11 protein-coding genes are annotated in these 13767 nt (G+C 37.2%); 5 read left to right on the forward strand and 6 right to left on the reverse strand.

Features of this window, described 5'->3' with window-relative positions:
- Positions 1-9 precede the first annotated feature (9 nt).
- From FG27_RS05820 to alaS, 3 genes are all read right to left on the reverse strand, one after another.
- On the reverse strand, positions 10-624 hold the full coding sequence (locus FG27_RS05820; RefSeq protein WP_037316742.1) for a DUF4230 domain-containing protein: 615 nt from the start codon (positions 622-624) through the stop codon (positions 10-12).
- 293 nt (positions 625-917) lie between these two features.
- Entirely contained in the window at positions 918-1886 is a 969-nt protein-coding gene (locus FG27_RS05825; protein ID WP_037316744.1) for a GSCFA domain-containing protein, read from the reverse strand.
- A 172-nt stretch (positions 1887-2058) separates the two neighbouring features.
- A complete protein-coding gene (alaS, locus tag FG27_RS05830) occupies positions 2059-4668 on the reverse strand; it encodes an alanine--tRNA ligase (RefSeq protein WP_037316746.1) in 2610 nt (869 codons plus the stop codon).
- 131 nt (positions 4669-4799) lie between these two features.
- Here alaS and FG27_RS05835 point away from each other — a divergent pair, with 131 nt between their 5' ends.
- Genes FG27_RS05835 through FG27_RS05855 form a run of 5 tightly spaced genes read left to right on the forward strand, consistent with a single transcriptional unit; the run spans position 4800 to position 7946 of the window.
- Positions 4800-5777, forward strand: coding sequence for a M23 family metallopeptidase (locus FG27_RS05835; RefSeq protein WP_037316748.1), 978 nt, complete (start codon positions 4800-4802; stop codon positions 5775-5777).
- Entirely contained in the window at positions 5777-6106 is a 330-nt protein-coding gene (locus tag FG27_RS05840; protein ID WP_037316749.1) for a MerR family transcriptional regulator, read from the forward strand. The genes FG27_RS05835 and FG27_RS05840 overlap by 1 nt, the downstream gene beginning before the upstream one ends.
- A 2-nt stretch (positions 6107-6108) precedes the next feature.
- Positions 6109-6705: a LemA family protein gene (locus tag FG27_RS05845; RefSeq protein ID WP_037316752.1), complete on the forward strand. Its 597-nt coding sequence runs from the start codon at positions 6109-6111 to the stop codon at positions 6703-6705.
- A gap of 5 nt (positions 6706-6710) precedes the next feature.
- Positions 6711-7151 (forward strand): TPM domain-containing protein, encoded by a 441-nt coding sequence (locus FG27_RS05850; RefSeq protein ID WP_037316755.1) that lies wholly within the window; start codon positions 6711-6713, stop codon positions 7149-7151.
- On the forward strand, positions 7152-7946 hold the full coding sequence (locus tag FG27_RS05855) for a YgcG family protein (protein WP_037316757.1): 795 nt from the start codon (positions 7152-7154) through the stop codon (positions 7944-7946).
- 360 nt (positions 7947-8306) lie between these two features.
- On the opposite strand, the gene FG27_RS05860 is transcribed toward FG27_RS05855, so the two are convergent.
- From FG27_RS05860 to era, 3 genes are all read right to left on the reverse strand, one after another.
- On the reverse strand, positions 8307-11069 hold the full coding sequence (locus FG27_RS05860; RefSeq protein ID WP_037316760.1) for a TonB-dependent receptor: 2763 nt from the start codon (positions 11067-11069) through the stop codon (positions 8307-8309).
- A 104-nt stretch (positions 11070-11173) separates the two neighbouring features.
- Entirely contained in the window at positions 11174-12481 is a 1308-nt protein-coding gene (gene der / locus FG27_RS05865) for a ribosome biogenesis GTPase Der (RefSeq protein ID WP_037316764.1), read from the reverse strand.
- A 189-nt stretch (positions 12482-12670) separates the two neighbouring features.
- On the reverse strand, positions 12671-13552 hold the full coding sequence (era, locus tag FG27_RS05870) for a GTPase Era (RefSeq protein ID WP_037316766.1): 882 nt from the start codon (positions 13550-13552) through the stop codon (positions 12671-12673).
- Positions 13553-13767: the final 215 nt, after the last annotated feature.

Raw genomic sequence — 13767 nt, forward strand, 5'->3', positions numbered from 1 at the left:
AAAAGCAGCCTAGAGTTTTATTTTTTCGAATTCTTCGGAATTATTAAAATTCTGGTCGTTGTATTGCAGCGTCCAACCCATAGAATTGGTTAAAATATAAATCTTCTGTAATTCGCTAATCAGCCTATTTTGCGCATTTGATTTTAGCGAGGAGGCTTCAACCTTTTCCCGAATAGATTTTTCAATTCGGCCTTTAATTTTATTGTGATCTTCAGCATCAAACTGGTTTAAATAATCCTGGGTAACATCGTAATATTTTATCTCGGGATTTATCGTTATTTCTTCTTTTGGAATAGAGATTATGCGTACAATTTTATTTTCTTCATCAATTTCGGTTTCTAATTTACTTAGATCGTAAGCCACCGTTGCCGTAGCATTTACAATGATAAGCGCTTTCTTTCTTGCCGAAAATATATCGAGATAAAACTTCTTTGAATTTTTATAAGAATAAACCTGAGAAAAAGTGCCTTCGGTAACCACGAGCTTACCAACATTTTTTATTTGTTGCTGTAATAAAGCGGTACTTTCTTCTAATTCATCCTCTTTCTGGTTTCTATTTTCACAAAAACGCACGCCAAAAACCACCAGTAACACCAAAAAGGCTCCAATAAGGAAATTTCTCATTCTTCAATTTTTTCTAAAGGTACAAAGATTGTGAGTTTTGAGGTTTTTTGAAGAAAACACTGGCGTCATAAAATACTTATGGACGGCCCCACCCGTCCATAAGCTTTTAAAATTTCTAAAATCTACCCCAACAAATTTTAGAAAACGAATTAAGACATTTGTCAAAACCTTTGGGCTTTTCAGCCTTTCGTTCTCAACGACTTATATCCCGAATTCTAATTTAAAAGTACGAAATAATTCTATACAAAGTCAAGATAAAAATTATATTAAAGATTATTTTACGCAAATTTAATTTAGAAATCCAGGTGAGGAAATCGCATCTTAAGTGCTGAAATTTGAGTTTCCAGTTTTTCTAAAAAGCGCAAATGCGCTTCAGAATCAGGATTAAACGGGCGATGCGCTAATCCTTTTTGAATATTTTCTACTTCATTTAAAACCAAAAGAGAGGCTTCTGAAAACCAGGCTTCTGTAAATCGTTTCCAAATATAATTTATGGCTGTTTGCGAAGGATGTAACATATCTTCACCATAAAACCGATAATCACGAAGCTCGTCCATCATCAATTCATAAGATGGAAAATAAAGCCCCCTAACCCCCAAAGGGGGAATTGATTTTCTATTTGTCAATAGATTATGAATTGCGGTAATTAAGTGCGCTTTGCTTCTTTGATTTTCAATAAACCCATCTTTGATATGCCGAACCGGAGAAACCGTGAAAATCACCGTAATTGTAGGATTAAATTCTTTGATGAATAATATAATATTACTCAAAGAGGCTTCTATTTCTTCCACTGACTGTAGTTCCTTTCTAAATTGCTTCTGCGGAACTTTATGACAGTTGGCTACGCTCTGCTTGTTTTCCAAATGATAATAACTCCAGGCAGTGCCCAAAGTGATTACCAAATGTGAGCTTTGCTGAAGAAACTCACGAGCGTTTTTTAATGCTGAATTAAGGTTCTCTAGCAAAACCTCAGCCTCAGGATCACTTAATGAAGAGTGCGCATCAAAACAATGCCAGCGCTCCTGGTGCTGAAAAATATCCTTTTCGGTATATAGCGTTTCTTCATTAAGTTTTCGAAAAAACTTTGCAATAGCTAAAGGATGAAAAAGAATTCCGAAGGGATTCTGCAAATTTTGCAACTTATAGAAATCCAGTTTATTCCCGATATTCTCTACAAAACAGGAACCAATAAGAAAAACCTTAGATTCATAATCTATCTTAGGTTCAGCCTCTTTTATAGGTATTTTGGTCCTGAATTCCATAAAATTATATACAAGCTGTCTGAAAAGGTTTTAAAACCGTCATCTTGAATTTATTTCAAAGCCTGTCCCGATTTTTTATCGGGGATCTAACGTACTGGTAATCAAAAAAACATGTTAGAAGCTGAAACAAGTTCAGCTTGACGAAAATAGACTTTTCAGACAGCCTCGTGCTTTATTTTAAATAAGTCTGCGCTTCTTGCAAAGCTTCGTTAATTCCTTCCGGTTTTTTACCACCGGCAGTTGCGAAAAACGGTTGGCCACCGCCACCACCCTGGATATATTTGCCCAGGTCTTTTACAATTTTTCCTGCGTGCAGGTCTTTTTCTTTTGCCAGGTCTTTAGAAATATAGCAGCTTAAAAGTGCTTTCCCATTTTGCTCGGTTCCGAATAATAAAAATAGGTTTTCAAATTCATCTCCAAGTTGAAAAGCAAGATCTTTTATTCCGCCGGCATCAAGATCAACATTCTTTGCAAGGAAATTCACTCCGTTTATTTCTGAAATTTCAGACTTTAATTCACTTTTTAGATTTTTGGCTTTATCCTTTAGTAAAGCTTCAACCTGCTTTTTTAAAGCTGCATTTTCGTCCTGCAAAGAATTCACCGCTTTTACCGGATCTTTGGCGTTTTTCAATTCGGCTTTTATTTGCTCTAGAACCTCATCCTGGTTAGCAAAATAATCTTTTACAGCTTCGCCGGTAATCGCTTCAATCCTTCTAATTCCAGAAGCAACAGCAGCTTCCGAAGTGATTTTAAAATGCCATATTTCTGAAGTATTTTTTACATGGATTCCACCACAAAGCTCCATAGATTCTCCAAAACGAATAGCACGAACAGCATCCCCGTATTTTTCACCAAAAAGCGCCAAAGCGCCCTGGTTCACAGCCTCTTTAAACGGTATACTTCGCTGCTCTTCTAAAGGCAATTGTTCATTAATTCGCTGATTTACCAGTTTTTCAACCTGCTCTAATTCCTCTTTATTTACTTTACTGAAGTGAGAAAAATCAAAGCGCAAATAATCTCCTTTAACCAGAGAACCTTTTTGTTCTACGTGAGTTCCCAAAACTTCCCGAAGCGCCTGGTGCAATAAGTGCGTGGCCGTATGATTAGCCGCAGTAGCCGAGCGATTTTTTGAGTTTACAACCGCTTTAAATTTATCTTTTGGATTCTTAGGAAGCGATTTAGCAAAATGAACAATTAAGTTATTTTCCTTTTTAGTATCGGTAATTTCTATTTTGTTGTTTTCGCTATCAACAAGAAAACCTTTATCTCCAACCTGTCCGCCACCTTCAGGGTAAAACGGGGTTTGTGAAAGCACAATCTGATATAATGCACCTTTTTTGCTTTCCACTTTTCGGTAACGGGCAATTTGGGTTTCAATCTCTAAATAATCGTAACCTACAAATGCTTCAGCATTTACCGGGTTTATTTCTTCCCAGTCTCCCGCCGTAACCTGGGTTGCCGCACGGGACCTGTCTTTTTGTTCCTTTAGCTGAACTTCAAATTCTTTTTGATCTAAATCGAATCCGCGTTCGCGTAATATCAAAGCGGTTAAATCTATTGGGAAACCAAAAGTATCGTACAGCTCAAATGCTTTTTTCCCTGAAACAGTTTTTCCTTTGGTTTCCGAAATTATATTTTCCAGCAAAATTAAGCCCTGATCCAATGTTCTTAAGAAAGATTGTTCTTCTTCCCTAATCACATTTTCACATAAAGTTTTTTGAGATTTAAGTTCAGGAAATGCTTCGCCCATTTGTTTGCTTAGCACTTCTACTAACTTATAAATAAAAGGCTCTTTGGTATCTAAAAATGTAAAGCCATAGCGAATGGCGCGTCTCAAAATTCTTCTAATCACATAACCTGCACCGGTGTTTGAAGGCAGTTGCCCATCGGCAATAGAAAAAGTTACCGCTCTCACGTGATCAGCAATCACCCTAATCGCGATATCGGTTTTTTCAGATTTTCCGTAAGGAGAATTCGTGATTTTTTCCAGTTCAGCAATTAGCGGCGTAAAAACATCGGTATCATAATTAGATTGTGTTCCCTGTAAAACCATACAAAGGCGTTCAAATCCCATCCCGGTATCGATATGTTTTGCAGGAAGTTCAACTAAAGATCCATCGGCTTTACGGTTATATTGCATAAAAACCAGGTTCCAGATCTCTACCACCTGCGGGTGATCTGCATTTACCAATTCTTTTCCGGGTTTCTTGGCCTTTTCAGCTTCAGATCGAATATCAATATGAATTTCAGAGCAAGGTCCGCAAGGCCCCTGGTCTCCCATTTCCCAGAAATTGTCTTTTTTATCACCGTAAACGATGCGATCTTCAGGAACAATCTTTTTCCAAAGTTCCAGGGCTTCGGTATCCAATCCTAATTTATCTTCCTTGCTTCCTTCAAATACAGAAACATAAAGGTTTTCAGGTGCAATTTTAAAAACTTCGGTAAGTAATTCCCAGGCCCAGTTTATGGCTTCTTCTTTAAAATAATCGCCAAAACTCCAGTTCCCTAACATCTCGAACATCGTGTGATGATAGGTATCCATTCCCACTTCTTCCAAATCGTTATGTTTTCCGCTTACGCGAAGACATTTTTGACTATCGGTAATACGGGAGCTGGAAGGCTCGCTATTCCCTAAAAAATACTCCTTGAATTGAACCATCCCAGCATTGGTAAACATTAAAGTGGGATCGTCTTTTAGCACCATGGGCGCTGAAGGAACGATTTTATGGGATTTGGATTTAAAAAATTCTAAAAACTGGCTTCTTATTTCCTGAGATTTCATCTACTGCTTTAATCTAAAAATTATTAATTTATGCTGGTGCTGAAACAATTCCTATATTTGTTCGTTTACCAGACTTAACTTTGCACGGTAATTGCTTAGTATTGTTGGCAAAAATAGTATAAATTTGACTCATGTCGAAGGTTAAATATCATTACGATAGCGAGACACAATCCTATAAAAAAATAGAGCGACGAAAAGGTCGCCGTATAGGGATTGTATTGCTTAGCATCTTAGGATCTTTCCTGGCCGGTTTTTTATTACTGGTTATCTATTTGAATATTCCCCAAATTGAAACCCCGAAAGAGAAAGCTCTCAAACGCGAGTTGCATAATCTGGAGTTACAATATGGTTTGCTGAATAAAAAAATGGGGCAGATACAAAATGTTCTTGCGAATATTGAAGATAGAGACAACAATATTTATAGGGTGTATTTTGAAGCTAATCCTATTCCGGAAGAACAGAGACGCGCAGGTTTTGGTGGGATAAACCGCTATAAAGACCTGGAAGGTTTTGATAACTCCAAATTGATTATTGAAACCAGCAAACGAATGGATATTCTTACCAAACAACTAGTGGTGCAATCTAAATCTTTAGATGAAATTGCAGCATTGGCAAAGGAAAAAGAGAGCCTTTTAGCTTCGGTTCCTGCTATTCAGCCAGTAAAAAATGAAGATTTGAGTAGAATTGCTTCCGGTTATGGATGGAGAACAGATCCGTTTACCAAGGTTAGAAAATTTCATCACGGAATGGATTTTAGCGCGCCGCGTGGGACCCCGGTTTACGCCACCGGAAACGGTAGAATAGAAAGAGCAGACAACCGCGCTACCGGTTACGGAAATCATATTAGGATAGATCATGATTACGGTTATACCAGTCTTTACGCTCATTTATACAAATATAATGTAAGAGTGGGACAGCGAGTTCAACGTGGTGATATTATTGGTTACGTAGGTAGTACAGGAAGATCACAGGGACCACATTTACATTATGAGATCTTTAAAGACGATCAAAGAATTAACCCTATTAATTTTTACTACGGAAACCTGTCACCGGAAGAATTTGATAAAGTTCTTGAAAAAGCACAACAAGAAAACCAATCCCTGGATTAATGCATCTTAATTTACCCGACAAAAGATATTATGGTATTGGCGAAGTCGCTGAAGCATTTAAGGTAAACACCTCCCTAATTAGATTTTGGGAGAAAGAATTTGATGTAATTAAACCAAAGAAAAATGCCAAAGGAAATCGTAAATTTACACCCGAGGATATTAAGAATTTAGAGCTTATTTATCACCTGGTAAAAGAACGCGGTTTCACCCTTGAAGGAGCAAAAACTCACTTAAAAGAAGAAAAACATAAAACCCTTAGCAACTTCGAAATAATTCGTAAGTTGGAAGGAGTAAAAGCAAAACTAATCAACCTAAAAAATCAATTATAGAAATGAAAAAATGGTTAATCCCAGTAATAGTTATCGTAGTTCTAGGTATTATTATTTATAGTCTTACTGCAGGAGTAAATAACACCGCAGTAGAATTAGAAGAAGGAGTTATGAAAAATTGGGCCGATGTGGAAAATTCCTATCAACGTAGAAGTGACCTTATCCCTAATTTAGTGAAGACTGTAGAAGGTTCAGCCGATTTTGAACGAGGAACTTTAACCGATGTTATTGAGGCACGAGCAAAGGCAACTTCGGTGAATGTTGATGCGGGAAATTTAGATCCGCAACAAATTCAGCAATTTCAGGAGGCTCAGGGCGGATTATCTTCAGCATTATCACGGCTTTTAGTCTCTGTTGAAAGATATCCCGATATTAAATCAAATCAGAACTTTCTTCAATTACAATCACAACTAGAAGGAACTGAAAACAGAATAAGCGTTGCAAGAAATCGCTACAATGAAGCGGTGAGACAATACAACACTTATATTAGAAAATTCCCCAATAATATTTTTGCAGGAATGTTCGGTTTCGAAAGAAAACCAACTTTCCAGGCAGAAGAAGGTGCAGAGAATGCCCCAGATGTTGAATTTGATTTTTAAAAGAGATGAGTCAAGTTGAAGATTTTTTAAGCAAAAAAGATGAAGAGGAAATCATTGAAGCCATTAGAACGGCAGAGAGCCATACCTCTGGTGAAGTAAGAGTACATCTCGAAAAAACCACCGGCGACCTAGATATTTTTGATCGCGCCATGGAAGTTTTTCATATGCTGAAAATGGATAATACCAAGCACGATAATGGCGTGCTAATATATGTTGCCGTAGAGGATCATAATTTTGTGATCTATGGCGATAAAGGAATTAACGATGTAGTCCCTGCCGATTTTTGGGAAAGCACTAAAGATGCTATTGTAGAAAAATTTAAAAAAGGAGAATTCAAACAAGGTTTGGTAGACGGGATTTTAACCGCAGGCCAGCAACTTAAAAAACATTTCCCGTATAGCGATGATACACGGGATGAACTCTCCAACGAAATTTCAAAAGGATAAATGCCACAAATTTTTAAAAATCTCAGTTTAGTCATAGTTTGTTTCTTCCTGTTTTTAGGCAGTGTATTCGCCCAGCGCGATATTCCTCCGAAACCTGCAGAAGAAACCAGCGTTTACGATGAAGCCGATATTTTATCTTCTTCAGAAGAAAGTCAACTGAAGCAGAAGTTAATAAACTATGCCGATACCACCTCTATTCAAATTGTTATCGCTACTATAGAATCTTTGCAAGGTGAATACGAAGGTGTTTATGCGCCGGAATGGGCCCAGGAATGGGGAATTGGACAAAGCGAAGAAGATAACGGACTTTTAATTTTGGTTGCTGAAAGTGATAAAAAGATATGGATCACCACAGGCTACGGACTTGAAGAATTTATGACCGATGCCCGCACCAAACAAATCATTGAACAGGTTATTTTGCCCGAATTTAGAAACGAAAGTTATTACAACGGCCTTGATGCAGGCACTACAGCCATTTTTCAGGTGTTGGAAGGCACTTTTCAAGGAACACCACAAAGACGTGGCCAATCTGACGGTATACCCGTACAGCTTCTTGTTATGGGAATTATTCTTCTTGTAATTATTGTATCGCTTGCTAATAAAAATAAAGGCGGACGAAATGGCGGTAGAAGAAGTGCTGGAGGCACATTCCTGGATGCGATTATTTTAAGCTCATTAGGACGCGGTACTTTTGGCGGAGGCAGCTCTGGTGGAGGTTTTGGCGGCGGAGGCGGCTTTGGTGGCGGTTTCGGCGGAGGAGGCTTCGGCGGCGGCGGTGCCGGTGGAAGCTGGTAGTTTACAGTTCGCAGAATATCAGTTTGCAGTTCTAAGTTCTACAGTTTCTGTTATATTTTATTCAGAAAGTAACTTTTTCCTTAAACTCAATTTAGAAAAATTTATAAAGCTCCTCCCCTTATTTCCAAGGAGAGGAGGCCGCATGCCGCAGGGCTCTTTAAAAACTGTATTTAACTGTAAGATTCAACCGAAAAACTTCTAAAAATAAAGACTGTTTGATAGGTCTTGGTTCCGTCAAGCTGAACTTGTTTCAGCTTCTAACATCATTAGATGATCAACATCTTAGATCCTGAAACAAGTTCAGGATGACGATTCAACCTTACCTCTCAAACAGTCTTTTCACTTTCAGAAGAAATTAATCTATCTCCCTCTCCCATTATTATTTGGATCTTTTCCACCAAATTTGCTTAGTTTATAAGTGAAACTCAGCATAAAATATTGTTCTAAAACAAGCTCCTGAGTATCCTGAATAAAATCGTCTCCGGTAAATCTTCGAGTAGCGATGTTTTGATCAAGTAAGTCAAAAACTTTCACTTTTAAGGTTCCATTATCTCCAAGAATTTCATAGCCCAAACTGGCGTTCCATAAGTAAAATGAATTCTGAAAACCTGGTGAAGCATTACCAATAGACTGGTATGCAATATCACTTCCTATCACAAATTTCTCGGGCCAGAATGAAGTAAGAGCCAGGGAAATGTTTTGATTTTTATAATTTTCTTCCCTGTTGTTAAAACTGTATTCAGCATCTACAAATTCTACGCTGTAAAAAGGTTCAATAGTCACCAGATCCCTGAAATTATATTCTACCCCCAAATTGGGCGTAAGCGTTAGAGTTTTTGAAGTAAAACGCTGTTCATTAGTAAAACCAACATTTCTGGTGAAATTTCCATAAAGTCCTCCTCGAAGTTTAATAGAACTCTCATTTTCCAATTCAAAGGTTTTATCTAAATTTCCGCCTCCAAAATAATTATATGCCCCATCAACGTTTGTATAGGTAGTTGTTCTTACCAAATCTTCATCTACAGTACTCCTTGTTACAACTTGATCATCGGTGAAATTCCCTCCTAAATATGCGAAGAAGCCTGAACGGGTTTTGAAATCAAAATTATTGAAGTTAAAATAGAACCTATGTCTTAATGCCGGTCTAAGATCTGGATTTCCGGTAATAATATTCAAAGGGTTTATTGTATTGGTAACCGGCTGCAATTGGGTTAAAGAAGGTGCTTCCCAGGAGTTGCTGTAATTAAAATATACTGATTTACCCTGAGCCAGATTGTACCTGAAATTAGCATTGGCAAAAAGATTCTCATAGGTATTATCTATGGAAGTTTCTGTAAAAAGATCTTCGTTTTTTAATCTTATACTTTGAAAACCACCTGAAATACTTGTCCTTAATTTTTCTCCGTTGTAAACAAGTCCTAAACTTGGGCGGTGAATAAAAGATTCAGATTCAAAATCGTTACTCAATTCTTCATCCAAAAAAGTATATTCTCCTTCTTCGTTAGCATCATATACAAGACGCTCATTTCGACCATTTTCTTTATCAAAATTATAACTTACATCCAGCATTAATTCCTTAGTAATTGGAAAACGGGTCGTTAAATCTACACCATAGTTATTATCTTTATTTTCTTCGGAAATTAACTGATCCTGAACATCGGTATTTACCAATTCCCCGGCCTGGTTATAGATTTCTCTTTCAGAAAAGAAATTATTATCCTGCGATCGCGTGTTATTCTGATTATTGAAACCTACACTATAATAACCGCCGTTCTCCCCGAATTTACGGGTAAAATTTAATCGGTTAGAAAAGTTTACACTGTTTACTTCAGAGTAATTATCGGTTAAAGCCGTGTTTATGGGAGTACCATCTTCTGCTACAGATTCTGTAAAAGATTGATTGGAAGATCGCCCGTTATTGCTGGTTATATTTGGCCTTACCGAAATACGCGTTAATGTATCTGGCTGGATCTCGAAGCCTAAGTTAAAGCGGTGATTGTTGTTAATTCTATTTCCACTAGATTCTGAATTATTAAAAAATCTTCTATTGGGAAGAATATTCTCTCTTTGAGTTCTGGATTCTGTTCGGTTATCGGCACGGCTATAGAAATAATTAGAGGAAAGTTCTGTTTCCTGTGGCCATTCGTTCACAAAACTAAAACCGGCGTTATCAGATTTTGTGATACCATTTCCGCTTCCGAAATTATTACCATTTATGCTAAAATTTCCACCTCTATTCCTGGTAATTGAATAAGCATTTCGCCCCATAGCATCATATACTTCATCAAAAGAAAATCCGGAAGAATTAATGTTGTTAGAACTCGCCAATAGGCTTACTCTCATCTCATCTTTAAAATAATTGCCAATTCCGCTTAATTCATAGCGATCGTTGGTTCCCGCCCCGGCCGTTAATCTGGAGAAAAAACCACGATTTTTATCTTCATCTATGGTAATGTTGATGGTTTTATTTTCTGCATCCCCTTCCTTCCCGGTAAATTCTTCAGATTTGGTTTTACTATCTACCACCTGGAGTTTATTAATTAATTCCTTCGGAAGGTTTTTAGTAGCAATTTTTGGATCGTCACCAAAGAATTCTTTTCCATTTACTTTAATTTGGGAAACCGGCGTGCCGTTAACGGTAATGCTACCATCGGTAGCCACTTCAACTCCCGGTAATTCTTTTAGCAATTCTTCTAAATTAGCGTCTTTTCGTGTTTTGAAAGAAGCCGCGTTAAATTCCAGGGTATCTTTTTTAATGGTAATTGGAGCTCTTGAAGAAGTAATGGTAATTTCATCTAAAGCATTATCGGCAACCTGCATTTTTATTATGCCTAAATCCAGGTTTTCCTGAATTTCCAGTCGTTGGTTATGGGTTTTGAACCCTGCATAAGAAATAAGTAAATTCGCAGTTTTAAGTCCGCCATTTCCAGAAAGTTCAAAGGCTCCTGTATTATCTGATATGGTATAGGTCACCAGGCTGCTATCTGCCGGTTTCTCCAGGTAAACCGTCGCCGATTCCAGCGGTTCCCCTTGCGGGCCGGTTACTTTACCATTAATTTCAAAATTTTGCGCGGTTAAATTTCCTGCCAGAAATAGCAATACAAGGGAAAGTAAAATTCTCATTTAGAGGTTAGGTGTTAAAAATTGAATAAATCAAGACAAAGCGATGCCTTACTAACTATATTGGTAGTTAGACTCTCAATTTGTTACAAAGTTTAACGGCTAATTTATTTTTTCCTAAAATATACTGAAATTGGCACTCCGGTTAGATCAAACTCTTTCCTAAGTTTATTCTCTATAAAACGTTTGTAGGGATCTCTCACATACTGCGGAAGATTACAGAAAAATGCAAACTGCGGCTGCGGCGTGGGCAATTGCGTGCAGAATTTAATTTTCACATATTTGCCTTTATAAGCCGGCGGTGGATTCTGCTCAATTATTGGCAGCATTATATCATTAAGCTCTCGAGTTTTAATTTTCTTACTACGATTCTCATAAACCTTTACAGCAGTTTCTATAGCTTTAAAAATTCGTTGCTTAGTTAGGACTGACATAAAAACAATAGGCACATCGGTAAAAGGTTCTATTTCGCGACGTATCATTGCTTCGTAATCACGCATACTATTGGTCTCTTTATCTTCAACCAAATCCCATTTATTCACCAGGATCACAATTCCCTTTCGGTTTCTTTGTGCCAGCCAGAAAATATTCTGAACCTGACCGTCAAATCCGCGCGTAGCATCTAAGATTACAAGGCATACATCGCAATTTTCTATAGCACGAACAGATCGCATTACCGAATAAAATTCAAGATCTTCCTTAACCTTAGATTTTCTTCTTATCCCGGCGGTGTCTACTAAGTTAAACTCAAAACCAAAACGATTGTATTTGGTATCCATAGCATCACGGGTAGTCCCGGCAATGTCTGTAACGATGTAACGTTCTTCCCCAATAAGGGCGTTGATAAAAGAAGATTTCCCTGCGTTTGGACGACCCACTACTGCAAATCTTGGTAATTCGGTTTCTTCCTCGGCTTCGTGTTCAGGAAGTGCTTCTACTAAAGCATCCAACAAATCTCCTGTACCACTACCATTTGTACTTGCAATAGGAAAATATTCGCCAAGACCTAAAGAATAAAATTCTACAGCGTTTTCCAATCGCTTATTATTATCAACTTTGTTTACGGCAAGAAGTACAGGCTTATCAACTTTTCTAAGTAATTGTGCTACATCTTCATCCATGGGAGTTACTCCACTTTCCACATCTACCATAAAAATGATGGCATCGGCTTCATCTATGGCGAGCTCTACCTGTTTGTCTATTTCGGCTTCAAAAATATCGTCACTGCCAACAATATAACCTCCGGTATCTATAAGCGAAAAATTACGCCCATTCCAGTCAGATTTGCCATAATGACGATCGCGGGTAACCCCACTAACCGAATCTACAATCGCCTCGCGGCGTTGAATTAATCTATTAAAAAAAGTAGATTTCCCAACATTTGGTCTTCCTACAATGGCTACAATATTGCCCATAACATTCTATTCTTTATTCCCCAAATGAGGTTTTTCTCTGAGTTGATTCAGAGAATATAATTGTTTGCAAAATTAGTGTAAAAATTCGGGTTTACCCGAAACTTAGAAAACGGAAGTTTTCTGTAAAAAATTTGAAGTATTTAATTTGAATTTTTAGATAAAAGCTTTTATAAAATTAATCTAGAAGAATTATTCATTATAGCCAAAACGTTTCAATTGCCGTTGGTCGCTTCTCCAGTTTTTGTTCACTTTTACATAAAGTTCAAGATGAACCTGTTTCCCAAAGAATTTCTCAAGATCTTTTCGAGCTTCTACCCCAACCCTTTTTAAAGCGGCACCTTTATGACCAATAATAATTCCTTTTTGAGTCTCGCGCTCTACCATAATCACGCTGCGCATTCTAATTATTTTCTCTTCTTCAAAAAATTCCTGAGTATCAATTTCTACTGCATAAGGAATTTCCTTTTTATAATGCATTAAAATCTTTTCGCGAATAATTTCATTTACAAAGAAACGCTCAGGCTTATCGGTAAGTGTATCTTTTGGATAAAACGCGGGAGATTCTGGAAGTAATTCAATAATTCGGTTAAAAACTTCGGCAACATTAAAACCTTCCAAAGCCGAAACCGGGAAGATTTCAGCATTAGGCACCTTTTCTGTCCACATTTGCACCTGACTTTCTAATTCTTCCTGGTTAGATTTATCGATTTTATTCAGCAATAAAATAACAGGAATATCGGTTCCTATAATTTTATTAAAAAAGGCTTCATCTTTAAGCTCTTTTTCCCCAATTTCTACCATATATATCAAAACATCGGCATCTTCAAAAGCAGATTTTACAAAACCCATCATAGATTCTTGCAACTCGTAAGCCGGTTTTATAATTCCTGGGGTATCGCTTAGCAACATCTGGAAGTCTTCGCCATTTACAATTCCCAAAATACGGTGGCGGGTGGTTTGCGCTTTAGAAGTGATAATAGACAATTTTTCGCCTACAAAAGCATTCATTAAAGTAGATTTCCCCACGTTTGGGTTCCCAATAATATTTACAAATCCTGCCTTATGTGCCATTTTGATAATTTTTATACTGCAAAGGTAAGACGATTCACTTACAGTTATCTGCTTTTGATTTAAATTTATTTCTAAAATAGGTTTTACTTTAATTTTCTAACAAAATTTATTAGCAATTTGATAATCAGATAGCTTCATACTATTAATACATTAAAAATGCTTACTAAAGTAGTTACAAACTTGGCTAACAAAAATAATTGGCTAATTTTGCCCGC

The sequence above is a fragment of the Salegentibacter sp. Hel_I_6 genome (assembly GCF_000745315.1).
In the GTDB taxonomy this organism is placed as follows: Bacteria; Bacteroidota; Bacteroidia; order Flavobacteriales; family Flavobacteriaceae; genus Salegentibacter.

Bases quoted from the DNA above. Each gene is read 5' to 3' on its own strand.
- FG27_RS05845 (WP_037316752.1), top strand. From the start codon at position 6,109: ATGAAAAAATGGTTAATCCCAGTAATAGTTATCGTAGTTCTAGGTATT.
- der (WP_037316764.1), bottom strand. From the start codon at position 12,481: ATGGGCAATATTGTAGCCATTGTAGGAAGACCAAATGTTGGGAAATCT.
- era (WP_037316766.1), bottom strand. From the start codon at position 13,552: ATGGCACATAAGGCAGGATTTGTAAATATTATTGGGAACCCAAACGTG.
- alaS (WP_037316746.1), bottom strand. From the start codon at position 4,668: ATGAAATCTCAGGAAATAAGAAGCCAGTTTTTAGAATTTTTTAAATCC.
- FG27_RS05825 (WP_037316744.1), bottom strand. From the start codon at position 1,886: ATGGAATTCAGGACCAAAATACCTATAAAAGAGGCTGAACCTAAGATA.
- FG27_RS05855 (WP_037316757.1), top strand. From the start codon at position 7,152: ATGCCACAAATTTTTAAAAATCTCAGTTTAGTCATAGTTTGTTTCTTC.
- FG27_RS05820 (WP_037316742.1), bottom strand. From the start codon at position 624: ATGAGAAATTTCCTTATTGGAGCCTTTTTGGTGTTACTGGTGGTTTTT.
- FG27_RS05860 (WP_037316760.1), bottom strand. From the start codon at position 11,069: ATGAGAATTTTACTTTCCCTTGTATTGCTATTTCTGGCAGGAAATTTA.
- FG27_RS05840 (WP_037316749.1), top strand. From the start codon at position 5,777: ATGCATCTTAATTTACCCGACAAAAGATATTATGGTATTGGCGAAGTC.
- FG27_RS05850 (WP_037316755.1), top strand. From the start codon at position 6,711: ATGAGTCAAGTTGAAGATTTTTTAAGCAAAAAAGATGAAGAGGAAATC.
- FG27_RS05835 (WP_037316748.1), top strand. From the start codon at position 4,800: ATGTCGAAGGTTAAATATCATTACGATAGCGAGACACAATCCTATAAA.